The organism is Flavobacterium phragmitis (assembly GCF_900112575.1).
Lineage (GTDB): Bacteria > Bacteroidota > Bacteroidia > Flavobacteriales > Flavobacteriaceae > Flavobacterium > Flavobacterium phragmitis.
In genome coordinates this window covers 86,222-113,071 of the sequence record NZ_FOMH01000008.1, presented here as the reverse complement: position 1 = coordinate 113,071, position 26,850 = coordinate 86,222, and the positions used below count along the sequence as shown (strand labels likewise).

Annotated in this window: 18 protein-coding genes, 1 pseudogene and 1 riboswitch; of the genes and pseudogenes, 13 read left to right on the top strand and 6 right to left on the bottom strand. The window is 36.5% G+C overall.

Features of this window, described 5'->3' with window-relative positions; genetic code table 11:
- Position 1: 1 nt before the first annotated feature.
- Together BM289_RS15290 and BM289_RS15285 are read right to left on the bottom strand one after the other, a co-directional pair.
- Positions 2–1,147 carry a YncE family protein gene (locus BM289_RS15290; protein ID WP_091495069.1) on the bottom strand — a complete coding sequence of 382 codons (1,146 nt, stop codon included), beginning with the start codon at positions 1,145–1,147 and terminating at the stop codon, positions 2–4.
- Positions 1,144–3,192 (bottom strand): TonB-dependent receptor, encoded by a 2,049-nt coding sequence (locus tag BM289_RS15285; RefSeq protein WP_091495404.1) that lies wholly within the window; start codon positions 3,190–3,192, stop codon positions 1,144–1,146. Before BM289_RS15285 ends, BM289_RS15290 begins: the two co-directional genes overlap by 4 nt.
- 109 nt (positions 3,193–3,301) lie before the next feature.
- Positions 3,302–3,504, bottom strand: a riboswitch (cobalamin riboswitch).
- A 168-nt stretch (positions 3,505–3,672) separates the two neighbouring features.
- Here BM289_RS15285 and BM289_RS15280 point away from each other — a divergent pair.
- From BM289_RS15280 to BM289_RS15270, 3 genes are all read left to right on the top strand, one after another.
- Positions 3,673–3,999 (top strand): ArsR/SmtB family transcription factor, encoded by a 327-nt coding sequence (locus BM289_RS15280; protein WP_091495067.1) that lies wholly within the window; start codon positions 3,673–3,675, stop codon positions 3,997–3,999.
- A gap of 54 nt (positions 4,000–4,053) precedes the next feature.
- A complete protein-coding gene (locus tag BM289_RS15275) occupies positions 4,054–4,524 on the top strand; it encodes a DUF6428 family protein (RefSeq protein ID WP_091495065.1) in 471 nt (156 codons plus the stop codon).
- 132 nt (positions 4,525–4,656) lie between these two features.
- Positions 4,657–5,076 (top strand): arsenate reductase ArsC, encoded by a 420-nt coding sequence (locus BM289_RS15270; RefSeq protein ID WP_091495063.1) that lies wholly within the window; start codon positions 4,657–4,659, stop codon positions 5,074–5,076.
- Between the two features lie 226 nt (positions 5,077–5,302).
- On the opposite strand, the gene BM289_RS15265 is transcribed toward BM289_RS15270, so the two are convergent.
- Positions 5,303–6,196, bottom strand: a complete 894-nt coding sequence (locus tag BM289_RS15265) for a YybH family protein (protein WP_091495061.1) — start codon at positions 6,194–6,196, stop codon at positions 5,303–5,305.
- Between the two features lie 215 nt (positions 6,197–6,411).
- Here BM289_RS15265 and BM289_RS15260 point away from each other — a divergent pair, with 215 nt between their 5' ends.
- From BM289_RS15260 to BM289_RS15250, 3 genes are all read left to right on the top strand, one after another.
- Complete coding sequence (locus BM289_RS15260; protein WP_091495059.1) at positions 6,412–7,005, top strand: hypothetical protein; 594 nt, start codon at positions 6,412–6,414, stop codon at positions 7,003–7,005.
- Between the two features lie 210 nt (positions 7,006–7,215).
- Positions 7,216–7,707: a GNAT family N-acetyltransferase gene (locus BM289_RS15255; protein ID WP_091495058.1), complete on the top strand. Its 492-nt coding sequence runs from the start codon at positions 7,216–7,218 to the stop codon at positions 7,705–7,707.
- Positions 7,704–8,177, top strand: coding sequence for a MarR family winged helix-turn-helix transcriptional regulator (locus BM289_RS15250; RefSeq protein WP_091495057.1), 474 nt, complete (start codon positions 7,704–7,706; stop codon positions 8,175–8,177). The genes BM289_RS15255 and BM289_RS15250 overlap by 4 nt, the downstream gene beginning before the upstream one ends.
- A 136-nt stretch (positions 8,178–8,313) precedes the next feature.
- On the opposite strand, the gene BM289_RS15245 is transcribed toward BM289_RS15250, so the two are convergent.
- Positions 8,314–8,670: a winged helix-turn-helix transcriptional regulator gene (locus BM289_RS15245; RefSeq protein WP_167365435.1), complete on the bottom strand. Its 357-nt coding sequence runs from the start codon at positions 8,668–8,670 to the stop codon at positions 8,314–8,316.
- 108 nt (positions 8,671–8,778) lie between these two features.
- Here BM289_RS15245 and BM289_RS15240 point away from each other — a divergent pair, with 108 nt between their 5' ends.
- From BM289_RS15240 to BM289_RS15230, 3 genes and pseudogenes are all read left to right on the top strand, one after another.
- Positions 8,779–9,411 carry an NAD(P)H-dependent oxidoreductase gene (locus BM289_RS15240; protein WP_091495056.1) on the top strand — a complete coding sequence of 211 codons (633 nt, stop codon included), beginning with the start codon at positions 8,779–8,781 and terminating at the stop codon, positions 9,409–9,411.
- A gap of 268 nt (positions 9,412–9,679) precedes the next feature.
- Positions 9,680–10,057, top strand: coding sequence for a hypothetical protein (locus tag BM289_RS15235; protein WP_091495055.1), 378 nt, complete (start codon positions 9,680–9,682; stop codon positions 10,055–10,057).
- A 133-nt stretch (positions 10,058–10,190) separates the two neighbouring features.
- A pseudogene (locus BM289_RS15230) lies at positions 10,191–10,613 on the top strand (transposase); the annotation flags it as partial.
- A gap of 91 nt (positions 10,614–10,704) precedes the next feature.
- Here BM289_RS15230 and BM289_RS25575 read toward each other — a convergent pair.
- A complete protein-coding gene (locus BM289_RS25575) occupies positions 10,705–11,235 on the bottom strand; it encodes a hypothetical protein (RefSeq protein WP_208610254.1) in 531 nt (176 codons plus the stop codon).
- A gap of 311 nt (positions 11,236–11,546) precedes the next feature.
- Between BM289_RS25575 and BM289_RS15220 the strand changes: the two genes are divergently transcribed.
- From BM289_RS15220 to BM289_RS15210, 3 genes are all read left to right on the top strand, one after another.
- Complete coding sequence (locus BM289_RS15220) at positions 11,547–12,305, top strand: helix-turn-helix domain-containing protein (RefSeq protein WP_091495052.1); 759 nt, start codon at positions 11,547–11,549, stop codon at positions 12,303–12,305.
- A gap of 30 nt (positions 12,306–12,335) precedes the next feature.
- The gene (locus BM289_RS15215; protein ID WP_091495050.1) at positions 12,336–13,538 is read left to right on the top strand and encodes an FAD-dependent oxidoreductase; all 1,203 of its coding nucleotides are present in this window, start codon (positions 12,336–12,338) and stop codon (positions 13,536–13,538) included.
- Positions 13,539–13,652: 114 nt separating this feature from the next.
- Positions 13,653–14,711 (top strand): BamA/TamA family outer membrane protein, encoded by a 1,059-nt coding sequence (locus BM289_RS15210; protein WP_091495048.1) that lies wholly within the window; start codon positions 13,653–13,655, stop codon positions 14,709–14,711.
- A gap of 169 nt (positions 14,712–14,880) precedes the next feature.
- Here BM289_RS15210 and BM289_RS15205 read toward each other — a convergent pair whose 3' ends face one another.
- Complete coding sequence (locus tag BM289_RS15205; RefSeq protein WP_091495046.1) at positions 14,881–15,267, bottom strand: DoxX family protein; 387 nt, start codon at positions 15,265–15,267, stop codon at positions 14,881–14,883.
- 437 nt (positions 15,268–15,704) lie between these two features.
- Here BM289_RS15205 and BM289_RS15200 point away from each other — a divergent pair, with 437 nt between their 5' ends.
- Positions 15,705–26,825: a PKD domain-containing protein gene (locus BM289_RS15200; RefSeq protein ID WP_244165385.1), complete on the top strand. Its 11,121-nt coding sequence runs from the start codon at positions 15,705–15,707 to the stop codon at positions 26,823–26,825.
- Positions 26,826–26,850: the final 25 nt, after the last annotated feature.

Genomic DNA, 26,850 nt, shown 5'->3' with positions numbered 1-26,850 from the left:
TTTATTTTTTGGTTATAAAAGCAATATGCGCTGGAATATTTCCTGCTGTAGTTTTCCATTTTAATCGGCCATCCGGCGTAAAACAATAGATATAGCCCGTTACTACGTAATTTTGAGCATCGGTTATATAGATTTCTTTAGTTTCGGGATTGACCTGAAGTCCGTACGGAATCATGATTTTTTTATCTGTTCCGTCCGTAATGATTTTATCGCTGATTATCTTTTTGGTTTTGGTATCCAAAATTCCGTACGTAATCTTATTGCTGTTTGTGAGATAACTCCACGAAACACTATAATAGTAAAGCAAATCATCAACCAGACACATTCCCAAAGCTGGAATATCGAGTTGCATTTTTTTCTCATCTGTATTGGTATCAATCACAAAAAGATTGGGTTGTGTATTATAATAATCCCCTCGTGAACTCACATAAATATCTCCACGGCTGTCAATCTCCATACTGTACAAATTAATACCGACATCTATTTTTTTGATTTCTGTGAAAGTTTCTAAATCAATTACCGAAACGGTTCGGTCGTAATTTGGAACTCTGTAACCGCCTGAGTTGGCTACATATAATTTCCCATTATGCACCACCATTTGTTCCGGCTGATAGCCAACGGTTACTTTTCTTTTTATTTCTAAAGAAGTGGTATCGATTTCGGCAACAAAACCAATTTCTGCATTCGGATTAATCGCAACTGGGCCTGAATACGAACTCACATAAGCCTTATCTTTGTAAAAAGTCACATAACGACAGTTTGGAATGTCAATTTTTTTGATTCGTTTCGCTGTCCATTTTTCCAAAACTTCCACTTTATTGGAGACATTGATGACTGCATAAACCTTATTACCATAAATCTGAATGTCGTTTCCAACATCACCTAATTCTTTGACTACGGAAGGATTTCTTTCAGAATACACATCGGTTGTATAGTTTCCTGTTCTGTAATTGAAAACATCAATACTGGCACGGTTCATTCCCATATTACCTTCGTTCAGGAGATAAAAACCTTCGATGTTTCCATCTTCTTTCGGTACGGCAACATTCGTATCTGACGAAAGAAATATCGTTTCATCTTCCCTGCAGGAAACCAATACGATAGCTGTAAATAAGCTAATTATTATTTTTATAAAACTCTTTTTCATAACTCAAAACCAATTATAAATTTGAACGTTCTGCCCGGCATTGGATAATTGTAAATCACTTCATACTGCTGATTGAAAGCGTTATTGACTTCTACCATTGCATTTAATTTGTATTTCTTGAAAATGAAAGATTTTTGAACCGCCAGATCGTGTGTGTACCAAGGCTGCACTTCATTCACTTTGATATTGTTGACGTTTCCGTTGTAGCGTTTTCCAACATATATAAAACTATAATTGAAATTCCACGATTCATAGCCTGCATTCAGAATTCCCGAACCACTGTGCCAAGGCGTGTACGGAATCTGATCGCCGTAAGAAGACATTTGCAACCCTGAAACCTTTGTAAAATCCTGACTTTGAGAATACGTATATGTCAGATTTGCATCCAGATTTACTTTGTGAATATGAGTTCCTAAATTCACTACAGTTTCAATTCCTTTTCCTTTCACCTGACCAATATTCGTCATCATCCAGCGGAATAGATTTCCTGTCGGCGCAGCCACAATTTTGTCTTTTGTATAGGTATAATAACCATCTGCCTGAATGGAAAATTTATCCAGAAAGCTTTCTTTTACAGAAAAATTATAGGTAAAACCAACATCATACTGATTCATATATTCTGGCCGTAAAGTACTTGAACCGACCATGGTATAATACAAATCGTTGAAAGTCGGCATTCTGAAAATACGTTTAGCGAATGCTCTTAAATTGAAATCGTACTTTTTGAAAGGAGTATAACCGAGAAATAATGCAGGCGTAAATTCGGTTTTATTGGGTGCTTTGGCGTTGTATTTTACTTCTTCAATAACTCTTGTTGCGAGTACATTTCCTAAAACTTTAAAACCTTCGTATCGATAGGACGTTGCCAAAGAAACCAATGCGGTATAACGTGTTGGAAAAGAAAACTGCGTCTGGATTCCTCTTCTCGTCGCGTTTAATTTGTTGTATTGAAAATCGGTTGAAAGCGAAACATCCCAAGTAGGTAAAATGCTGTACATATTTACAGCCGAAAAATAAGTTTCCTGCTGGTAATAGCTGTCATCAGACTGAACGCCTTCGGTTACCGTTTCGCCTAAAACGTTCGTTGTATCACGGGCAATATAATGGGTATAATCGTAAGCGAATTTTCCTTTTAACTGAAATTTATACTTTTCCGAAACGTCTTTCGTTAAAAAAACCTGACCGAAAAAATTCTTATCAAACTGTCGGAAACCGTCTCTGAATTTGTTTTCTACAATGGCTCCGGGCGCACCTCTTTCGGAATCGTAATAATATACTTTTGCATCCCAAGAACCGTTGTTTATTTTTCCGTAAATACCAGATTCAAACCGAAGTGCTTCGATATCGCTGTTCCATCTTGTGGCTGTGGTATCGTAAGCGGTGCTACCGTCCAAATTTTTTCTTTTGTATCGAAATTTATACTGTCCGTTTGATTTAATGTATTCTGAACTGACACTCATACTCACCTTTTCGCTCAGTTTCTGTTCCCATCTAAAACTCGGATCATGATAATTGATGGACATCGTTTTGTAACGAACCAATAAATTTGTCTTTTTATCGCCAACAAAAACAGGACGTTTTGTTTTTAAATAAATGGCTGAAGCCGAAGCAAAATCTTTAGCCGATTGGAAAATTTCACTTTTTTGTCCATTGTACATCGTAAGTGATTCCATATCGTCAAGCGAATATTTTCCGAGATCTGTCACTCCGTTTTGGGCATTTCCCAGCTGGATTCCGTCATAGAAAACACCGACATGATGCGTTCCCATGTTACGGACGTCAACCGTTTTAAGTCCGCCGACTCCTCCGTAATCTTTGATTTGAGTTCCGGCAAAATAACGAAGCGCATCGGCTACATTATGACTTGCCAGTTTGTCAAGCACAACGCCTGAAAGACTTTGTACCGGAATCACTTCCTGATACGGTTTTCCTTTTAAAATAACTTCTTTTAAAACACGCGAACTATCTTTCTCCGTTTGTGCATGAAGCCAAAAAGGAAGACCTAAAATAAAAACGGCAAGTAAAGTTTTTTTCAAATTATACATCACAATTGAATTAAATCAACTTTCTGTGATGCTTATACAAACGTAGAATTGACCCCGCTGTAAAACAGCTGGTCATTATCTTTGTCATCAACTTCATACCACGAAAGTTTTAAACTATGTGATCGTGGCAGGTCTCCTGACTTATTCTATCTTTAAACGGCCTTCTCACCCCGCAAGACGGGACAATGGCATTAGTAATGTTTAAAGACTTTGTGTAGAACTTACAGTAGCGGGTCTGTTCAGGATTTGCACCTGATTCCCTTTTAACTATTTTTTCTGATGAAAAAACAGACCAAAATCAGGCGCAAATATAGGGCGCATATAATGGGTCTGCAAATTCGAAAGAACTTTTTTACAAAATATATTGTTTTCATAATAATTATGAAACCTAAAAATGAAGACTATTTTTAAATTAATTAATGTTACTTTATTTGATATTTAATATTTATATTGTAATATTGCAATATTAAATTACAAAATATGGGGGCAACTAAAACAGAACACTTTACAGATGCGCAGAATCAAATCGCTACTATCGCAAAAGCTTTGGGACATCCTGCAAGAATTGCCATAATAGAACATTTATTGAAAGTAAATGAATGCATCTGCGGAGATATTGTAAATGAGCTTCCGCTTGCACAGCCAACCGTTTCCCAGCATTTAAAAGAACTTAAAAATGCCGGAATCATCAAAGGAAACATTTCAGGTAACTCGATTTGTTACTGCATTGATGAAAAAACTATAGCAATTTTAAACACTTATTTCTTAAAAATCACTCAAACTCTTTCAAAATCAGAATGCTGTTAAGGCATTTTTTTTGAAAAACGATATCGTAATATTGCAATTAACAAATAAAAAAATATGAAACTATCAGAAATTAAAGAAATTTTACCAACATTAGAAAATGTTGAATTTCAATTGGAAAACGGAACTTTTGTTCCTGAACATTTCCATGTAACAGAAGTCGGAATGATTACTAAAAACTTCATTGATTGTGGTGGCGTTATTAGAAATGAAGAAGTGGTAAACTTTCAGCTTTGGAATGCAGACGACTATGAACATCGCTTAAAACCTAATAAATTGCTTCATATTATTCAACTTTCAGAAGAAAAACTAAATATTAAAGATTTTGAAATCGAAGTGGAATATCAAAACGAAACAATCGGAAAATATGATTTGGAATTTAATGGAAAAACCTTTGTTCTAAAAAATAAAACTACTGCTTGTCTGGCACAAGATTCGTGTGGAATTCCAACTGAAAAACAGAAACTAATTCTAAGAGGATCAGAAGATAATGCTTCTTGCTGTACGCCGAATTCAGGATGCTGCTAAGCAATGAAAGCCAAAATTATTCAATATAAAAAAACTATTATTATTACAGGCTCTGTTCTTGTGTTACAGCTTATTTTTGGCTTTGATCCAAAATTCTGCATCATCAATATCATTTGGCTGTTCGTTTAAATTATGGAAAAGAAAATACTAATATTGTGCACAGGAAATAGTTGCAGAAGTCAGATTGCAGAAGGTTATATGAGGTATTTTGCAGGCAATAATGCAATAGTTTACAGTGCCGGCGTAGAAACACATGGCGTAAATCCAAAAGCGATTGCTATCATGAAAGAAGACGGAATTGACATTTCAAACCATACTTCAAATAATATTGATGAATATGCCAATATCAATTTCGATTACGTCATTACGGTATGTGATAATGCCAAAGAAAGATGTCCGTTTTTTCCAACTCAGGCACAAAAGTTTCACTATAATTTTCCCGATCCTGCCAAAGCAACCGGAACAGAGTCCGAAATAGAAGAGCAATTTAGAAACGTTAGAAATCTTATAAAAGAATATTGTAGAGCTTTTGTAAGCAATAATTTAAATTAAAAGAAAACAGACAAAGAAGCGCAACGAATTATTTTTTTTTGGATGCTTCGGAGAAACATAATATTTATCAAGAAAAAAAAACATTTACAATATAAAGCTCCGGAGGAGTGACATTTTTTATCAATTTATAACTATATGTCACTCCTCCGGAGCTTTATTCATGTGTCTTAATTGGAATTCTATAAATATTTTGCCCCGCTGGGGATTTTGTCTATAAAACAATCAATTAGTCATGATTCACCATTTGTCTGAAAAGCATTAATTGTCCATCTGTATTTCGTTTCCATACATTTATACTTTTCCCTTTCACATTTCCTTTTTTATCACCATCACTCCAATCGACGCTGTAAAAACCAAATTCTACAATTGCCTTTTGTGTAAAAATAATCCCCGAAGTTTTAATTGAAATCTGATCAATTACTAAAGTTCCAGGCTTTTCGTGTTCAACAAAATAAGTTGTAATATCTTTTTCTCCCAAAAGAATTGGAGTATAATACGTTAAATACATAGCGTCTGGCATAAACATTTTGGCATGCTCAGCTCCCAGCCTATTCTGAACTAACATTTTAATGGAACTGTTTCGTTCTATTACTTCTTTTGTCAGTTTATCTGATGGTACATACTCTTTTGTTTCTGGCACAGATGCATCATTTATTTCCGGAACAAATCTGTCATCAAAATAAGCGTTCGCTCCCCAAATTTCGGAAGCAATTTTCATTGACGATTTTTTCCATAAAATCATATATTTTCCGGAATAGTCAAAAGGCTTTTGTTCTTTAAGATTCAAATCTTCCTTGAAAGTTCCAATCTCCAGAATGTAATTCCCAAAATCCTGCAATTCCAGAATTGTTCTTTGATACGAATTAATCGAAGCCTGTGTTTTCCATTGTTTATAAAAATCAGAAATACTCTTTTTTCCGATTCTTTGTCTGCTGTGTTCGGGCATCAAAACCGATTCGTCGGTATAAGCTTTCAGCAGATCATCTGTTTTTCCTTTGCTAAATGAAGTGGCAAACGAAACATTATAATCTTCAATCTGTTTACGGAGATTTGCATTGATTCTGCTTTCCTGAGCAAAAACACTAATTGCTAAAAGAAAAAAGGTAAAACTCAATTTCATAACAGTTTATTTTATTCATTCAAATATAAACATAAAACACTAAAAATCAGAATTTTAAAAACACGAATTCAATCTTAAAAAAAGAATCAAATACGTTAATTTTTAGACAAATAATTCATAAGAATACAATAATTAGTTTTATAAAATGTTTATATAGAAAGACATCTATTGTCGATTTTTTAATAAATAGTACCCCAAGATTAATAATACCACGTATGAAAAAAATATTTTTGATAACTGCCATTACTTGTTTCTCAGCGCAGATTTACGCTCAGGAATTAAACAATAAATTCAAAGCCATTCCGCCAAAAGATGCTGAAAAAAAAGAAGTTGTCCCGCCGAAAGAAACAGCTCCAAAAGAAAATCCGCCGGCACCGGTAGAAAAACCAGCACCATTACAGGTAAATCCAGACGAACTTTTTAAAGATACCAACCGCTACAAACAAGAAGCAAATGTTGAAGGCATTTTTTACAGAAGAAATCAGTTTTTAGGAAACTTCAACACTACTGCGGTTACTTCTACCATTATGTATCGCGATGCCGCTTTTGTTGATGGCGATAAAGTAAAAGTATATTTAAATGATAAAGTAATTGAACCGGAAGTTTTTCTAACCGGTGATTTCAAAAGCGTAAAAATAAATCTCGAAAAAGGAATCAACAAAATTGATATTGAGGCTTTGAACGAAGGTTTTGCTTCTCCAAACACAGCTGAATTCAAAGTTTACGACGATAAAGGTCAGGTTATTTCGTCAAGCGAATGGAATGTTGGAACTGGCTATAAGGCTGTTATTGTTTTGGTTAAAGAATAATCTTTTTTAAACACATAGAAGCATAGATTTTCATAGCTTTTTAAAGGCGTTTCACTTTCAATAAAACACATAGTTGTGTGTCTTTTCAATTTAATCAATCATTCTAAAAATCATAAAAAACACTTAAAACTGCTGTCTTCAGCAGTTTTTTGCTTGGATATATGTAGCCAACTACGTAGTTTTGTACTCATATTTAATTATTCAAATAAAATGCAGATTCAGCCTATACAAAACGAGTACGAAAATGAGATCGTAGATTTGATTTTAAACATTCAGCAAAAAGAATTTAATGTTCCTGTAACTCTGGAAGATCAGCCGGATTTATTGGATATCGAGAACTTTTACTTTAAACCTGGCGGAACTTTTCTTGGAGCATTCATAGAGGATAAATTAGTCGGAACTATTGCTTTGGTTAAATTTAATCCAGAAGCCGGAGCAATCCGAAAGATGTTTGTAAAGAAAGAATTTAGAGGAAAAGAATTAGGTATCGCCCAGCAATTATTGGAACAATTAATTGTTTACAGCCAAGAAAATGGTATTAAAAACTTATATTTAGGAACTGTAACTATATTACAAGCGGCATTGCGCTTTTATGAAAAAAATGGTTTTGTTACGATTACAAAAGAAACGCTTCCAAGTGATTTTCCATTAATGAAACCCGATAATGTATTCTGCCAATTGACTTTAAACCCAAAGAAATGAATATAATTGACGAAATAGGCATTCTTGCCATCTCTACACGTTTACAGCGTTTGAGCGAACAATTACGCAAAGACGGCGCTCAAATTTATGCTTATAATAATATTGATTTTGAACCTAAATGGTTTCCTGTAATTTACACGTTGCATGTAAAAGAAATGTTGAGCGTGGTCGAAATTGCCAATGAAATTGGTTATAGCCACCCATCTACAATTAGTTTATTAAAAGAATTGGAGAAACAAAAAATCATCAGTTCTAAAAAAGACAAACTGGATGAACGTAAAAGACTGATTATCCTGACAGCAAAAGGAAAAGAACTCGTTGTCAAGATGCAACCGGTTTGGGAAGTTATGTCAAAAGCGCTTAATGAAATTACGAATACTCAGAACAACTTACTAAAAGCAATTGAAGAAGCCGAAGAAAACCTAACGCGTCAAGGCTTTTTTCAAAGGGCCTTAGAATTGAAAGGCTAAGTTTAGCTTTTAAAATATCTGCCGAATCAGCCAAATCTGCGGGAAAAATTTTTAGCTCGCAGATTTAGCAGATCAGCAGATAAAATGAGATTTTAAAATCTAGCTGCGTCTATTAAAATTAAAACCTTTTTTCAATTTACTCTCTTCCAGTAATCTTTTTTCGGTGGTTTGTTCCCCATTTAGCCAGAGAATCTATTACTTCTTTTAAGGTATGTCCGTATGGTGTAAGTTCATATTCCACTGTAATGGGTTGCGTGTTTAAAACCGTTCTGGTAACCAATTGATTTTCTTCCAGATTTTTCAATTCCCTGCTCAACATTTTCCCCGAAATCCCTTCTACTTCGCGCAAAAGATCCGTAAATCTTAAAGTATTGAAACACAATGATGCGATTATGGCAATTTTCCATCTTCCGTTCAAAACGTCCATAGCATCTTGAACTGCCAATAATCTTTGATTGCATGTGTTTTTATCGTGTAAAGCCTCTTTTATCATGCTGTGTTAGTTAGTTACCTCGATGTCACAGTTACTTTTGGTAATTGGATGACAAAAATACACTTAAAGTTTTTACATTTGAATCATAATTTTAATCAATAGAAAAAAATGGCCTTAATAGAAGCACTAAATTGGCGTTACGCTACAAAAAAAATGAACGGACAAGTAGTTCCGCAAGAAAAAGTAGATTATATTTTAGAAGCGGCAAAACTAGCTCCGTCTTCATCTGGATTACAGCCTTATAAAATTTTTGTCGTTACAAATCAGGACTTAAAAGAGAAAATCAGAGCGGTAAGTTTTGACCAAAGTCAGATTACTGATGCTTCTCACGTTTTGATTTGGGCTGCTTGGGATGGTTACAGTTTAGAAAGAATTTCTGCTGTATTTGAAAGAACAACCGCAGAAAGAGGTATTCCGGCAAGCGCAATGGACGAATACAAACAAAGACTTTGGGGAATGTACGAGCCTCTTGGTCAAGAATGGCACGCTAATCATGCGGCGAGACAAGCTTATATTTCGCTTGGAACAGCTGTTGCCGCTGCTGCTGAACAAAAAGTAGACGCAACTCCAATGGAAGGTTTTATTCCGACTGAAGTAGATAAACTTTTAGGATTAAACGAGCAAGGACTTAAAAGTGTTCTAATTCTTCCACTTGGTTACAGAGACGAAGCTGGCGACTGGCTGGTAAACTTGAAAAAAGTAAGAACACCGCAGGAAGATTTTATCACAGAAATCAAATAAAAAATTATATTTCTTCACTTTGTTAAAAATGCTTCTGAAATTGCTGAATCTGCTTTTTCAGAAGCATTTTTCTATAAATATTTCATTCTGAACTTCTAATAAAACCAAATTTAAGAAATCATGAAATGGGTTTCAAATCAGACTTTGTTAATTTTTTATTTAACTGAAAAAAGGTACAAAAAGCGGATAATTAAATAATATTGTATAACTAATTTTGTGCAATCCGAAACAATTCATTCTAATTACAACACATTAAAATTCTAGCACTATGTCTGATTTTTTAACTCAATTTGGTGAAGACCTAAAAAAAAACGTCCCAGGTTTTATCGCTGTATCTGTAGCTGAAATCGCAAGCGGTATGTCATATTACTCTCAGTCTGTTGTTGCAGATTTTGACCCTGAATTAGCATCAGCTTATAACCTTGAAGTGGTTAAAGCAAAAATGAATGCTATCAAGGCCCTTAATCTACAAGGTCAGGTTGTGGATAATATTATGATTACGCTGACTTCACAGATTCACATTATTGACGTTTCTGACAATCAACAATACTTTATTTATTTAGCTGTAGATTCTACTAAAGCTAATCTAGGTATGACAAAATCGATTTTAAATAAATACAAAAAAGAAATCGCAACAAAACTGTAGTACCCGTATTTTTATTACCCTAACGAAAAGGAATATTCAGTTTGAGTATTCCTTTTTTATTTTTCTGCAGGTGTCTTTTCTTTTCTTTAAAATATTTTATATTTTCGACAAGTAAATGACCCCAAATTTATAAATGGAATTACGCGCGTATTTCGAAAAATATCACGACGAGGCTACTTGTATAGAAGAGCTGAAAAACCAACGCTTACAAAATGGCATCATTTGTAATAAATGTGGTCATGATACACATTCCTTTAGACGAAATGATTTAAAATTTCAGTGCCGTAAATGCCGTAATCGTATTAGTTTACGATCTGGAACAGTTATGGAAAATTCCAATCTTCCCATTCGCTATTGGATGATTTGCATAGAATTAATGACTTTATCACACAGAAAAATGTCAATTCTTAAAATTCAGTATTTATTAGGTCACAAAAGATACGAACCTATTTGGCTGATGGTACAGAAAATTCGTTTGGTTATGAAGATACGAGATGAAAAATACAGATTGAGAGCCTATTCTCAATTTGATCCTGAATTTCTTCAAAAAATAGACATGCTGATGTTAAAGAAAAAAACAAAAAGTGCCTCCAATTAGAGGCACTTTTTGTTATAAATAGTTTTGCTATCCTATTTAATTGGTAAAACTATTTTTTCTTATTCTTTTTTGCTTTAGTTCTTTTCGCTTTTTTCTTAGCAATTTTTTTCGCTTTTGCTTTATCTTTTGCTTTTTTAGCTTTGTCCTTTTTCTTTGCTTTTGCTTTAAGTTTCGCTTTCTTCGCTTTCTCTTTCTTTTTATCTTTTGCTTTTTCTTTTCTCTTAGCTACCGCTTTTTTCTTTTTAAGCTTTTCTTTTTTCTCAGCTAATTGCTTTTTTTCTTTTTCTTTCATCTTTTTACTTTTCTTTTTAGATTCCTCTTTATCCTCTTCCACTGTTTCTTCTTCGATTTCAGATGAAACATTTTCTTCAACCTCTTCTGTTTTTTCTTGCTCCTCTACAACAACAGCTTCTTTTTCAACTGTTTTTCTAGGAGCTCTTTTGGTTTTTGGTTTTGATTCTGGACCAACTGATTCTGTTTCTGAAACTGGAGCATCAATCTGCTCGTTTTCATCAGTAGAAACAACTGGAACAGCCTCTACCTTTTGTTCGATTTCATTAGTAAGCACTTCTTTTGCCATTATTCTGTTAATTTTAAGAAATTGATTAAACTAAATATGTAATAAACTAATTTTCAATGTTATTAAATCATTAAATTAACATCAAAAAATAATAAACAAAGATAGATTGAAAAACACATTCGCCAATGTTAAGTTTTTCGAGAAGACCGAAAACCACTTGCAAATACTTAAAAATCAAAACATTACCCAATGTTAAGTTTTTAATTACGATTTTTACTACATTTAAAAATGTTGTTATAAGCTTTCTGAGCAAAATCAAACTTTAAAAAATGTCTCTTAATTTGTATAATTTCGCTTTTAAACACTAGAGAATGCACAGCGATTTAGCGTACAAATCAAAACAGCCAAGCAAAAAACTTTCTGCATTTGTAGATAGTTTTTGGTGTATGCACAATAAATCGGATAAAACTATTGAGACAATAGGTCTTCCCGACGGAAGAATTGATCTGTCTTTATTTCAATCTTCTAAAGAACCTTTTAGCATTAGACTTTTAGGTTTAGGAACGCATCAATACGAAAAAGGAAAAATTCCAGCCAACAGTCTGACTTTTGTGATTAGTTTCAAACTTCTTGCTGTAGAATATATTTTTCATGATTCTATCTCGGCACTTCTAAACGAAGGAAAAAAACTAGAAAATGATTTTTGGGACTTTAATCCAACCGATTTGAGAGATTTTGAATTGTTCTGCGAAAAAGCTTCTCATAAAATGGAGTCTTCAATAGTAAAGGAAATAGACAGCCGAAAGCAAAAGCTCTTCAACCTAATCTATGAAAGTAACGGAGCTATGACCGTAAAAGATTTAGCTGAACAATCAGGTTGGAGCAGCCGTCAGATTAACCGCTATTTTAATCAGTATTTTGGGATTTCTTTAAAAGGGTTTTGTTCGATTCTTCGTTTTCGTGCTTCATTGGAACATATAGCAAAAGGAAAATTGTTTCCAGAAGAAAATTTTTCAGACCAGACGCATTTTATTAAAGAAATTAAGAAAATATCTGGTTCGATCCCCAAAGAATTGTTTCAAAACAAAAATGACCGATTTATACTATTATCGGCTCTCTCATCAAAATAATTTTGTGGCATAGATTTAAAACTAAAAACTATGCTTTTACAAAATAAAAAAATCGCTGTTATTGGTGGCGGAATGGGCGGTTTGACTTTGGCCCGACTTTTACAAATGCAAAATAGCAATGTAAAGGTTTATGAAAGAGATTTCAATAAAGAAGTTCGCGTACAAGGTTCTCCGCTTGATCTGCATGAGGATTCAGGTTTGAAAGCCATAATTCAAGCCGATTTATTGGATGAATTTTATGCGAATGTTCGACTGAATGCCAGCAAAGCACGAATTGTAAATAAAGATTTTGAATTACTATTTGATGAGCATGCTGTTCAAGAAAAGAAAATACCGAAAGCTTCAACTACTACCATAAATTCGCTTGACGCCATTTCAAAACCTCGTCCCGAAATTGATCGTTTTGAACTTCGAAATATTCTCTTAAACTCCCTTTTGCCTGAAACAGTAGTTTGGAACAGTCAGTTTGATTTTATGGAAAAAGAAAACGAAGGTTGGAAACTGCATTTTAAAAACGGCTCAACCGCTTATGCCGACTTAGTCATTGCCGCCGACGGAGGCAATTCAAAAATTCGTCCTTATATAAGTAACGAAAAACCTATTTATTCTGGTATTACCTTAATAGAAGGAACAATTTATAATGCCAAAAAAAATGTTCCAAAACTGTTTGATTTCTCTAAAGGCGGAAAAGTTCTTGCTTTTGGCCATCAACAAACTTTAATGTATGGCACTAAAGGCGATGGTTCTTTAATGTTTCTTCTGAGTAGTAAAATTCCTGAAAACTGGATTTTGGAGGGAAATTTAGATTTTAAAAATAAAGAAGCGGTGTTTGAATGGTTTAAAAAAGTGTACAAAAATTGGAGCCCTGAATGGAACGAACTTTTTATGGCTAATGCATTGTATTTTATACCGCGCCCACAATATTATTTCCCGTTGAATCAAACTTGGGAAACTCAAAAGAATTTGACCATGATTGGCGATGCAGCACATCGAATGCCTCCTTTTGCTGGAAAAGGTGCTAATCTTGCCATGTTAGATGCTCTTGAATTGGCAGCTTTTTTAACCAATAACCAATTCAGCAATCTCAAAACAGCTATTGCGACTTTTGAAAAACGAATGCTAGAAAGAGCGTCAAAAGCAACAAAAGAGACTTTGGAAAACAGCGAGCAATTGCATGCTGAAGGAGCGCTCGAAAGATTGGTTTCGATTTTTAAAAGAAACGCACAAGTTTAAAACTTTTTAATTTTCAACAACTTACACTTAATTTAATTAAATTTACGAGTATCGAAAAAGATGATTTCAAATATTTTAGAGCCTGAATAAAAGTTTCACTCAAAAAAATACAAAATGAAGCATTCTCTACTCCTATTCTTTTTAGCTGGTTTTATGTCTTTAACTTTTGGACAAAAAACAAACGATTCCATTCCGAAAAAAGAAAAGAAAATAGAATTAAGAGTAATGCCTTATCTGAGTTACAATCGGAATCTCGAATTCATGTTTGGCGCAATTCCTATGATGATGTACAAAGTCAATCAAAGTGATAGTATTTCCCCTAAATCATTGTCTGGAATGTCGGCCATTTATACTACAAACAAATCTTTTGTTTTGGCTTTTTTCAATAAATGGTATTTAGAACAAGACAAATGGCGTTTGAAACTTTTCTTTTTTACTGGAAATCAGAACTCACAATTTTTTGTTGACGATATCGATCAGCCTGATTTTTATGATTATGGAACTAAAACCACTATCTTAAGTATTGGCGGTCAACGCAAAATTATAGGAAACTTTTATGGCGGTTTGTCTTATACCTTTGCACATTATAATACTACGTATGAAGATGATATTTCTCCTTCTTCTGTCTCACATAGTAATGCTTTAGTCGTAAATCTATTGTATGACAGCAGAGATGCGGTTTATTATCCAACAAAAGGATATAAAATCAAATTGGATTGGTCCACTTATCCTAGCTTTTTAGATAATGAACTCGCTTCTAACCGAATTGCTTTTCAAGCCAATACCTATTTCCCTACCCGAAACAATAAAGATGTAATCGCTGCCCGATTTTATGGCAAATTCGGACTTGGAAATGTGGCTTTTGAACAACAGAGTACCATTGGCGGTGTCGATATTCGAGGTTATTCTGAGGGAAAATACAGAGGCGCAGGTTTAATGGATATTCAGGGAGAATATCGTTATAACTTTGGCAAAATGGGATTGGTTGGTTTTGCGGGTCTCGCCACAATCTACGGTTCTGATACTCCTAGTTTTGACTGGAAACTGTATCCAGGTGCTGGTGTTGGATATCGCTATAATCCTTTTAAAAAGTCAAAGTTTAATGTCGGATTGGATGGTGCGGTTGGTAAAGGAGACTGGGGAGTTTATTTTAGAATTGGTGAAGCTTTTTAGTTTTAATACTTTTGATTTTTTTTAAACACATAGAAACATAGTTTTGCTTTGTCTAGACAGACGTTTCACTTGTAACAAAACACATAGAAATCTTCTCTTAAAATATATTATTTCAAAAAAGCTCTAAATCTGTTGATTTAGAGCTTTTTTATTTGGTTTTATATTAGAATCAATCCCATTTATTACTATTTGAAATTGCATATTTTCCAGCACCTGTAAAAAACAATGCGATGGCACCCAAAAGGTAGAGTGTTATTAATTCGTTAGCATAACCGCCTTGTTCTCCAATTGAAAAAATATCTTTTGAATGTGCTACGGCAATGGCCACAATACAATTGATTGCTAAAATGACCGATGCAATTCTAGTTCTCCATCCCAATAAAATGGCTAATGGAGCTAAAACTTCTCCAATATAAACAGCATAGGCAAATGCTCCCATATTTTCGACGAGAAACGATATACCGTGTAAAATTTTGGATACACCATGAAAAAGCATTAAGCCTCCAATACTAATACGCAATACTAACAATCCAAAGTCTGTGTTTTTTGAAATCATAACATTCTAGTTTTAAGATTAATATACTAATTAGGTTTTGTAATGATACTAAACTACGAAATAATACCATTGCTCTAACTATTTTATACAGGACTGTTCTGCATCAACATTCAACTAAAAGCGACGAAATGCTACATTACGAGTATTAATGTGAGATATTTTTTACTTTTATATTGTTTCATTCTAGGTTTTCTTGTTTCATTTTACAATCTGCAACATCGAAAATATTGAGGCTGAAGCCTACATTCGCTAATTTTGAAATACCCCAATTGTTTTTCTTAACCTCATTCCGAATTAATACATAACCCAATTTATTAATATAAGGTTGCTTTCAAAATTTAGCATGTACCTTTTTATTCTGATTGCTTATGGCTCAATTTTACGTTTCCTCGACTTTTAGTAATTTTTCCAAAAAGCTTTTTTTAGCATTTTTTTTATTGTTTTTAAATAGCAAAATAAATGCTCAAAATTGTACAGTAAATGCTGGAGTACTTAATGTCACCATTTGCGAAACCGATGCTTTGGTTCTAACTGGAAATACTCCTTCTCCTATTATAGGTACTGTTACATGGACGCAGATTTCGGGCCCGACTGTTGTTATTGATACGCCGAACAGTCCGAGTACAATTGTAACGGGTTATACAGGAGGAAATACTTATATTTTTAGATATAGTGCAACTTGTGGTGACGGAATTTTAGCTTATCAAGATAAAGTAGTAAATGTACAGCCCATTACAATTGCCAACGCTGGTGGTAATATAGCAAGCTGTCCAAACAGTACTGGAAATTTATCTATTACTGCAAATGCGCCTCAAAATACAGGTGAAACTGGTTATTGGGAGATAGTTGGTGCTAATAATGCAGGGGTGGTAATTAATTTTCCTAATTTACCAACCTCAACTATAAATCTGCCTGCAACAAGCTGTGGCACTACTACATTACAATGGGTTATTGAAGGACCAGAATACGCTCCCGGACAACGCTGTAGAACTACTTCGCAAATAACAGTAACTAATTATGGCGGTGTTACGCCTGTTTCCGCAGGTCCAGATCAAACTTTAAGTAATTGCTATACTACAACGCAATCTACCAATCTCAGTGGGACGTATGGTGGTTGTGGTCTCAACGGACAAAGCGGGCAATGGACATTTGTAAGCGGTCCAAATACCCCAACTATTGGAAGTCCGGGTTCTAATAACACGCAGGTTTCTAATCTGGTTCAAGGAACTTATACTTTTAGATGGACAGTTACAGGTCCATGTGCTTCAGGCAATGATTTAGTTACAATCACAGTTCCTGCCGCAACGCAGGATGTAACTACTCTGCCGGGCGGTGATGAAGATATTTTCTTTTGTGACAATACCATTACACAAGTTACTCTTGTAGCGCAAACGCCACTTTACGCAGGAGAAACCGTTCAATGGACACAAATAGCTGGAGGTTCAGGAGCAGTAATTGTTTCGCCAAACAACCCAACTACTTTGGTTACAGGTATTTCAGATTCTGGTGACCCTTATACTTTTAGATATACCCTTACCAACAGCAATACGGGTTGTGTTTTTACTAAAGATTATAACATTCAATACAATGGACCTACACGAACAATTGTGGCCAATAATGGTAATGATATTGCTGGAAGTTGTAATGCCACAGTATTTACAATTCCACTTACTGTTACAGGAACTGGGGTAAATCAGTACCGAATCGTCAGCGGGCCGAGTACTTCTCCTCTAGCTCCTTTCCCTACTGCATTGCAAAATATTGGAAGTTCACTTACCCTAACCCTTACCGAATCGGGGGAATATACAGTTGAATTTATCCGAAGCCAAAATGGAACACTTCCTGTTGGCTGTGATTACGGTTTTGACACTTTAAATATCATCGTTTCAGGAGACCCTGTCCCTTCAAATGCAGGATCTGATGTTAGTTTACCCTGTGGCGATACCAGCACCATGTTATCAGGTGTAGTAACTGGTGATGGAATGCACTTTTGGAGTCAGCTCAGCGGTCCTAATCAAGCAACAATTGCCGATAATTTTGCCATAGACACTCAGGTAACTGGACTTATTCCTGGGACTTATGTTTTTCAGTATATTACAAAAGGTGGTGGTGCTACCTGCGGTTTTTCTGTTTCAACAGTAACAATTTATGTTTCTGACAGTACTTTAGGCACAACTGACGCAGGACCGAACCAAGTTATTTGTGCTAATTCTCAGGTAACTCTTGGAGCTGAGGCGGTGCAAAGCGGTGAAATTGGTACATGGAGTCAGCTTTCTGGCCCAAATACTATCACATTTTCTAATGTCAATGATCCTAATGCCGTTGCAACCGGTTTTACTTCTAATGTTTCACAATACGAATTACAATGGACAGTCTCTTATCTTCATCCTGGTCCTTCGTGTAGTGTAGCAATATCAGATACAGTCACCATTACAACCAACAATTCCACAGCCTCATCGACGTCCGATGCTGGGCCAGATGCTTGTTATCCTGCAGGTACAACATCTTTTAACCTAAGCGGCAATAGTCCTGCAGTATTGGAAGTTGGTCTGTGGTCTGTGACTCCATCTGCTGGAGTCGTTTTCGCAGATTCCAGCGATCCTAATACTTTAGTGACTGTCCCAGGTAATGGAACCTATGTTTTTACCTGGACCATTCAATCCATAACCAGGCTTTGCTTACCAAATACAAGTGACGTATCTGTCACTATTGCTGATACTCCGCCAGCGGCAAATGCAGGTCCAGATCAGGATATTTGTGGTAATACCATAACTATGGCTGCAACTATTAGTAGTGGTGCTGTAGGAACATGGACGAGAATTTCTGGAGTAGGAAGCTACACTATAAGCGATATACATGATCCGAATGCCGTTTTTACCTTTACATACAGCGGTTATTATATTTTTAGATGGACAGTAGATGCCGAAGTCTGTGGTGAAGCATTTGATGATGTCAATTTAACAATCGGTATTCCACCTCATCAAGCTGTTGCTGGTCCGGATCAAAATGTTTGCAATAGTACAAGTGTTACTATGGCCGGAAGCACCTATGACAGTTTCTTTGAGGCAGGTCAATGGTCTGTACTTACGGGTGCACCAAATCAGCCGACTATCGTCGATCCAGCCAATCCTAATACTGTTATTAATGGACTTGTAGCAGGAACTTATACTTTTAGATGGACGATAACCGCTAAAAGCATTTTCTTATGCCAAGGTACTTTTGATGATATGGTTGTTGTGGTAACACCAACTGCAAATGCAGGCACAGATCAAACCTATTGTGATGTAACCAGCGTTCAATTGAAAGGAAATGAAAACTCAACGGGAACATGGACACTTACCAGTACTACAGGAAATCCCGCTTCTGTTGTTATAACACAATCGCCTTCCAACAGCTATATTGCCAATGCAACGGTAGTTCCTGGGAATGATTATGTTTTTACTTACACTACCAGTTCAACAACATTTCCTAATGGCAGTACTTGTCCAGGCTCATCTGATAATGTAAATATTACGATTTTCAGTGGAGCAAGTATTGATCCTAATGCAGGACCAGATCAAATTCTATGTATTTCTGATGTTGGAGGAGTCGCTACATTACAGGGGAATATTCCGCCTCCTGACGTTTCTACAGCTGAATGGCGTTTTGCATTTCAGCCTACCGGAAGCGTTGCGGTTATCACTACTCCATCAGCACCTTTGACCACTGTAACAAATTTGACGGTTCCCGGACTTTATGTGTTGGAATGGGTTTTCGAAAATCAATCTTGCAGAACCCTATCAGATGTAGTTCGAATTGTAATGAATGAGCCTCCAAGTACTGCCGATGCAGGACCAGATGATGCCGTAGCCTGCCAAACCACTTATCAGACGGACGCTGTACCTCCTACAGTTGGTATTGGAACATGGACAATTACAAATCAGCCTGTTGGAGCCACCGCAGTTATAGACAGTCCTAATAGCCCTACTACCACTCTTTCAAATGTTACCGTCTTAGGAACTTATACTTTAACATGGACTGTTACTAATGGACCATTTAACAGTCCATCATTGTGTCAGCCTTCTTCAGATACTGTCGATATAACCTTTAATGACGATCCTCCAACTGTTGCAAATGCAGGACCAGATCAGGAATTATGTGATGTGGCTTCGGTAGTGATGGCGGCGAACACACCTATTATTGGCACAGGAACATGGACTCAAATTTCTGGGCCTAATACCGCTACGATAGCGTCACCAACCAACCCTAATTCATTAATATTACAATTAGTCGCTGGAACTTATGAGTTTAGCTGGACTATAGCAACTGCAGGATGTACATCTGAAGATAGAGTTATCATTACTATTTATGATTTACCTTCTACTGCTGACGCGGGTCCAAATCAGACTATTCCACAGTTCTCACCTGTCAACATGAATGCAACAATACCTACAGTTGGTACCGGAATTTGGACTCAGGTTTCTGGACCGAGTATTGTAGGTTTTACAGACGCAAGTTCTCCAAATACAGCAGTAACAGGTACTGTTGCTGGATTATATGTTTTGGAATGGACTGTTAGCAATGGTACTTGCGCCGTTTCATCCGATACAATGAATCTGACCATTTTATCTGTTGCTGATCTTGAACTAACCAAATCTGTTGGTCCTGTAACCGGAAGCGCTGGAGATGTAGTTACTTTTAATATTCAGATTTTCAATAATAACTCCTTAGGCGGAACAGTAAATGCAACCGGAGTTTCTGTACGAGATTATATTCCATCTGGATACACTATAGTTCCTGGTTCTGTTAATCTAGCCGGAATCTATAATCTTGGCGATAATACAATAACTTGGAATAATCTTACTGTTCCTGTGGGTGGTAGAATAAACTTAATGTTTCAAGCCGTAATTAAATCCACAGGATCTTATGTCAATAATGCTGAAATTATTGCTTCAGACCAATTTGACCCTGATAGTACGCCAAACAATAATGTCGCAACTGAAGATGATCAGGATGATGCAGCAATAATATTGGATGTAGCCGACTTATCTTTACAAAAAACCGTTTCTCCGGCAACTGTCAGTATCAATGACAATGTTGTTTTTACCATTAGAGTAACCAACAGCGGTCCTAATAATGCTACAGGAATTACTGTATCCGATCAATTACCTCCAGGCTATACTTACGTAAGTGATAATGGAGCTGGAAAATACAATAGTACTACAGGAATCTGGAATGTTGGAAATCTGAATAACGGAAATTCACTTGCTTTACAAATTACAGCTAAAGTGAATGTCGTAACAACAGGAAACGATTATATTAATGTAGCAGAAATAGAAACTGCAAAACAGCTCGATCCTGATAGTACTCCCGGAAACGGATTACCAGAAGACGATATGGCCAGCGCAACTGTTTCACTAAAACAAGCTGATTTAGAACTAACAAAAAGCGTAACACCAACTGCCGCAGCGGCAGGACAGCAAGTGGATTTCACTATAAATGTATTAAACAGAGGAGCGGGAAATGCAACAGGAGTTGATGTTCAAGATGTAATTCCTGTTGGATATACGCTCATTCCGGGATCTGTTTCAACAGGCGGTACTTATCAGGTCGCAACTGCCACATTAGAATGGAAAGATTTGTATCTGCCAGCAAACTCAAATATGAATTTAACTTTCAGCGCGCTAGTCAATCCGCTTGGAAATTATTTGAATATTGCACAGATAACTGCAAGTGATTTACCCGATCCAGATTCAACTCCTAACAATAATATTGCTTCCGAAGATGATCAGGATGATGCCGAAATTACTTTTATTGGCCCATCTGCTGACTTGTCTTTAGTTAAAAATGTTGTCGCAGGAAATACAAGTCCTGTCGTCGGAAGTCAGGTATCTTTTGAACTTGTGATTTCAAATGATGGTCCAAATAATGCCACAGGAGTTCAGGTAACCGATTTACTGCCTTCTGGCTTTCAATACGTGAATTACAGTTCTTCTGCTGGTTTATATGACAGTACAACAGGGATTTGGAATGTGGGCACCGTTGACGTCGGAGTTTCAGAATCACTTATTTTAGATGCAAGAGTACTGCCTACAGGAAATTATTTCAATATAGCTCAAGTTACATCCAGCAACCTGCCCGATCCGGATAGTACACCTAATAATGATGATGGAGACCAAAGCGAAGATGATGAAGATAATGCCGTAGTAATACCGATTCTACCTTCGGCAGACTTATCATTAACTAAAACAGTTAGCAACCCAACTCCTTTAGTTGGTTCTATTGTTACTTTTAGCATTATAACCACAAACAGTGGCCCACAGGACGCTACTCTTGTGCAGGTGACCGATCTATTGCCTTCTGGTTATACATTCAGTAGTTTTAATGCAACAAGTGGAACTTATGACAGTACTACCGGTTTATGGACATTGGATATATTAGAAAGCAGTGAATCCGAAACATTACAAATTAATGCAATCGTCAACCCAACAGGAAACTATGTCAATATTGCTGAAGTGACCAATAGTGATACTCCAGATCCAGATTCTACTCCTAATAACGGAATTCCAACCGAAGATGACTATGGAACTGCTATCACTACTCCTGTTCCACAATCATCTGATTTATCTTTAGTGAAAACAGTAAACACGACAACTCCATTGGTAGGTTCGCTTGTCACTTTTGAAGTCGTAGTAACCAATAACGGTCCACAGGATAATTTTGGTGTTCAGGTAACAGATGTACTTCCATCAGGATATACCTTCACAGGCTTTACAGTTTCAACAGGAACTTATGATACTGCTACCGGAATTTGGAATGTAGGTAATTTAGTTAATGGCGATTCAGAAACACTACAAATTGTAGCAAGAGTAAATCCAACGGGGAATTACACCAACACTGCAGAAGTAACCGCTGCCAATCTTCCAGATCCAGATTCCACTCCAAATAACGGAATCACAACGGAAGATGATTATTCGCAAGCCACTACAGTTCCTGTTCCAACATCGGCTGATTTGTCGTTGACTAAAATCGTCAGTAATTCTACCCCGCTTGTGGGTTCTTTAGTAACGTTTAGTATTCAAATAACCAACTCTGGACCTCAGGAAGCAAATGGTGTTACTGTTACCGATTTACTGCCTTCGGGTTATACTTATGTATCATACAGTGCAACAACAGGAAGCTATACTCCTACAAATGGACTTTGGGATGTTGGAAATATGCCAATATCAGATTCTTATACTTTACAAATAACAGCTTTAGTCAATGCAACAGGAAATTATATTAATAGTGCAGAAATCACAGCCAGCAGTCAGCCCGATCCGGATTCGACTCCGAATAACGGAATTACAACGGAAGACGATTATGCCGAAGCCTCTATAGTCCCAATTGCAACATCAGCAGATTTATCGTTAACCAAAACAGTTAATAATGCCACACCGCTTGTTGGTTCACCAGTAACTTTTAGTCTTCAGATAAGCAATGCAGGGCCTCAGGCTACAGATAATGTTGCGGTTACTGATTTACTGCCTTCTGGATACACTTATGTTTCTTATACTGCAACAGCTGGAAGTTATGATGCTCTAACAGGACTTTGGAATGTAGGAAACATGCCTGTTGCGTCCAATCATACTTTACAAATCACAGCGACAGTCAATCCAGCAGGAAATTATACGAATACTGCCGAAATAACGGCCAGCAGTCAGCCCGATCCTGATTCGACTCCGAATAACGGAATTACAAATGAAGATGATTACGCTGAAGCTACGACAACACCAACAGCACAATCCTCTGACCTGTCATTGACTAAAACAGTGAACAATAGTACTCCATTAACTGGATCTCCTGTGACTTTCGCAATTGTCGTAACCAACAACGGCCCACAAGACAATACTGGTGTTCAAATAACAGATTTACTGCCTTCTGGATATACTTATAGCAGTTTTACAGTTTCTACAGGAACTTATAATCCAACAAATGGAATATGGAATATTGGTAATTTAACGAATGGCGAATCAGAAACATTACAGATTACCGCTATTGTAAATGCTTATGGAGATTATTTAAATATTGCCGAAGTTACCGCAGCGAATCTTCCTGATCCAAACTCAACTCCAAACAATGGTGTTCCAACAGAAAATGATTATGCAACAGCCTCCATAACGCCAACAGCACAATCCGCAGATTTATCGTTAACTAAAACCGTTAACAATGCTGATCCGTTGGTTGGATCTTTAGTTACTTTTGAAGTAGTTGTAACGAATAATGGTCCGCAGGATACTTCAGATGTAACTGTTACTGATTTACTTCCAAATGGTTATACGTATTCTAATTTTACCATTTCCACAGGAACTTACAACCCTGTAACAGGTTTATGGACGATTGGTAATTTAATTAACGGAAAATCAGAAACATTACAAATTTTAGCTGTAGTAAATCCAACAGGCAATTATGTAAACGTCGCAGAAGTAACTGCAAGCGCACTACCCGATCCTGACTCTACTCCGAACAACAGTGTTACTACTGAAGATGATTACGCAACAGCAACAGTCACTCCAAATGCACAGGCAGCTGATTTAGCTTTAACGAAAACAGTCAATAATCCAACACCACTTGTTGGTTCTCCTGTTATTTTCGAATTAATAGCAACCAATAATGGTCCTCAAAATACAACCGGAGTTGAAATAACAGATTTACTTCCTTCCGGATATACTTTTGTGAATTACAGTACCACAAAAGGAACTTATAATGCGACAACCGGAAAATGGACAATTGGTTCATTCCTTTATGGGGATTCTCAAGTTTTAAGGATAACTGCCATTGTCAATCCTGCAGGTAATTATGTAAACATTTCAGAAGTAACTGCCAGCAGTTTACCGGATCCAAATTCAACTCCAAACAACGGAGTTCCGACTGAGAATGACTATGGAACAGCTACCACAGCTCCTTTAGGACAATCAGCAGATTTATCTTTAACTAAAACAGTAAATAATGCTACTCCGTTAATCGGTTCTTCTGTAACTTTTGAAATTGTTATTTCTAATAATGGTCCGCAAAATACAACAGGAGTCGAAGTTACAGATCTATTGCCTTCTGGATATACATTTAGTGGTTTTACCGCAACAAAAGGGACTTATAACAATATCACCGGAAAATGGAATATTGGTTCTTTGGTGAATGGGGATTCTCAGACACTACAATTAACCGCTATTGTAAACGCAACTGGTAATTATTTAAATACAGCCGAAGTTACTGCCAGCAGTTTACCGGATCCAAATTCAACGCCAAACAACGGAGTTATTACCGAAGACGATTATGCAAGTGTTTCAACTTCACCAATAGTCCCTATAGCCGATCTCTCTCTGGTAAAAGCTGTGGTTGGAGGTAATTTGAGTCCGATATTTGGAGCTACCATTACATTCGAAATAACCGTAACCAACAGTGGTCCGCAAAACGCAACTGGTGTACAGGTAAAAGATCTTTTACCAAGCGGTTACGAATATGTAGTTTACAGTTCAACTGCAGGGCAATATTATAACACTACAGGAATTTGGGATATTGGAACCATACCAAACGGGGCTTCTGAATCTTTATTGATAGGCGCAAAAGTCAATACTACCGGAGTTTATCAGAATGTAGCCGAAGTTTATGCTTCGAACGAACTGGATCCTGATTCAACTCCAAACAATAATGATAGCAGCGAAGATGACATCAGTTCTGTATTATTGAATCCGGTTCCTGCCGTTGCTGATCTTTCTATTGAAAAAAGGGTAATCAATGATATTCTAACGCCAAATGTTGGCTCACTAATTACATTCTCTATTACAGTAACAAATTCAGGTCCTAGTATCGCTACGGGTGTTACTGTCAAAGATGTTCTGTCTTCCGGATATGAATATGTATTTTATAATTCGACTTCCGGAGCATACGACCGCTTTACCGGAGAATGGAATCCAGGAATTATTCTTCCAGGAAACAGTCACACTTTATTGTTGAATGTTAACGTAAAAAGTCCAACCGGTACACCAGATGAATACTTAAATAGTGCCGAAGTAATGACTTCAGATCAATTTGACCCTGATAGCACTCCTGGAAATGGAGTAACTACAGAAGATGATTACGATAGTATTTCGGTTACACCAGTAATTGTAATGGCAGATTTATCAATCAGTAAAACGGCATTAAACCAAAATAATGTTTATGATGTTGGTGCGACCGTTATTTTCACTGTTACTGTCAAAAACGATGGTCCTGCCAATGCCAGCGGCGTCATGGTTAAAGATTTACTTCCGGCCGGATTTACTTATTTAACCAGCAGTCCTACCAGCGGTTTATATAATTATGTTACAGGAGTTTGGAATGTTGGTAATATTGCTACTGGAACCGATCAGTCACTCGATATTTATACTCGTGTAAATCCGCCATCGGGAACCGCAAATGAATACACCAACGTAACCGAAGTTATTGCCAGTAACCTGCCCGATCCGGATTCCACTCCAAACAACGGAGTGACAACAGAAGACGATTACGACAGCTTAACCATCAATGTTGCCGTAGCCGATTTGAGTCTGGAAAAAACGGTCAGCAATAAAAACGCTAATGTCAACGATGTCGTAACTTTTACGTTACAGCTTAACAATGAAGGGCCAAGTACCGCAACAGGAGTCGCTGTTGAGGATATTATTCCGCTTGGTTACAAGAATATTTCGAACATCAATAATGGCGGTATTTTTAGTCTGAATACCATCAAATGGGTAAACTTAACCGTTCCTGTAGGTGGAATCACGTTAACTTATCAGGCTACTGTCGCTAATCCGATCGGATTGGAAAGTGTTGATTATGTCAATACAACCCAGGTTACAGCAAGCAATCAGTTTGATCCTGATTCAACGCCAAACAACGATAACGGAGATCAAAGCGAAGACGACGAAGATTCTGAATCTATCAGCATTCCTTCTACTGATATTGCCATCAATAAAGAAGTAGATAAAACAGATGTTCCAATGGATACTCAGGTAACTTTTACAATCACTGCTGAAAATCTCGGCAATCTAACAGCCACAAACGTAGAAGTTCAGGATATACTGCCAAAAGGATATTCGTTCGTAAGTTCAACTGTTACTTCAGGAACTTATGATGTTAAAACTGGTATCTGGAACATTCCGACAATTAATGCAGGAGCTTTACAAACGTTGACTTTAACTGTAAAAGTGGTTGATTTTAATGATTATCTGAATACAGCTCATTTAACAAAACTGGATCAGATTGACACCAATTCGGCAAATAATCAGGACAGTGCTACGGTTTCTCCAAATTGTCTGAAAATTTACAACGAGTTTTCACCAAATGACGACGGTCAGAACGACTTCTTCTACATTGATTGTATTGACAGATATCCAAACAATCAACTGGAAATCTTTAACCGCTGGGGCAATCTGGTTTATTATAAAAAAGGCTACAACAATACTTGGGACGGAAAAGCAGACGGTTCTGCCAAAACACTTCCTGAAGGAACCTATTTCTATATTCTTGATTTAGGAGATGGATCTAAAAAAACCTCTGGATGGCTTTATCTAAAATAAAATCACCCCGAAAAACAAAATTAAG

Coding starts and splice junctions, on each gene's coding strand:
- BM289_RS15210 (WP_091495048.1), top strand. CDS start 13,653: ATGAAGCATTCTCTACTCCTATTCTTTTTAGCTGGTTTTATGTCTTTA.
- BM289_RS15290 (WP_091495069.1), bottom strand. CDS start 1,147: ATGAAAAAGAGTTTTATAAAAATAATAATTAGCTTATTTACAGCTATC.
- BM289_RS15220 (WP_091495052.1), top strand. CDS start 11,547: ATGCACAGCGATTTAGCGTACAAATCAAAACAGCCAAGCAAAAAACTT.
- BM289_RS15250 (WP_091495057.1), top strand. CDS start 7,704: ATGAATATAATTGACGAAATAGGCATTCTTGCCATCTCTACACGTTTA.
- BM289_RS15240 (WP_091495056.1), top strand. CDS start 8,779: ATGGCCTTAATAGAAGCACTAAATTGGCGTTACGCTACAAAAAAAATG.
- BM289_RS15245 (WP_167365435.1), bottom strand. CDS start 8,670: ATGATAAAAGAGGCTTTACACGATAAAAACACATGCAATCAAAGATTA.
- BM289_RS15235 (WP_091495055.1), top strand. CDS start 9,680: ATGTCTGATTTTTTAACTCAATTTGGTGAAGACCTAAAAAAAAACGTC.
- BM289_RS15275 (WP_091495065.1), top strand. CDS start 4,054: ATGAAACTATCAGAAATTAAAGAAATTTTACCAACATTAGAAAATGTT.
- BM289_RS15215 (WP_091495050.1), top strand. CDS start 12,336: ATGCTTTTACAAAATAAAAAAATCGCTGTTATTGGTGGCGGAATGGGC.
- BM289_RS15265 (WP_091495061.1), bottom strand. CDS start 6,196: ATGAAATTGAGTTTTACCTTTTTTCTTTTAGCAATTAGTGTTTTTGCT.
- BM289_RS15285 (WP_091495404.1), bottom strand. CDS start 3,192: ATGTATAATTTGAAAAAAACTTTACTTGCCGTTTTTATTTTAGGTCTT.
- BM289_RS15255 (WP_091495058.1), top strand. CDS start 7,216: ATGCAGATTCAGCCTATACAAAACGAGTACGAAAATGAGATCGTAGAT.
- BM289_RS15260 (WP_091495059.1), top strand. CDS start 6,412: ATGAAAAAAATATTTTTGATAACTGCCATTACTTGTTTCTCAGCGCAG.
- BM289_RS15270 (WP_091495063.1), top strand. CDS start 4,657: ATGGAAAAGAAAATACTAATATTGTGCACAGGAAATAGTTGCAGAAGT.
- BM289_RS15280 (WP_091495067.1), top strand. CDS start 3,673: ATGGGGGCAACTAAAACAGAACACTTTACAGATGCGCAGAATCAAATC.
- BM289_RS15205 (WP_091495046.1), bottom strand. CDS start 15,267: ATGATTTCAAAAAACACAGACTTTGGATTGTTAGTATTGCGTATTAGT.
- BM289_RS25575 (WP_208610254.1), bottom strand. CDS start 11,235: ATGGCAAAAGAAGTGCTTACTAATGAAATCGAACAAAAGGTAGAGGCT.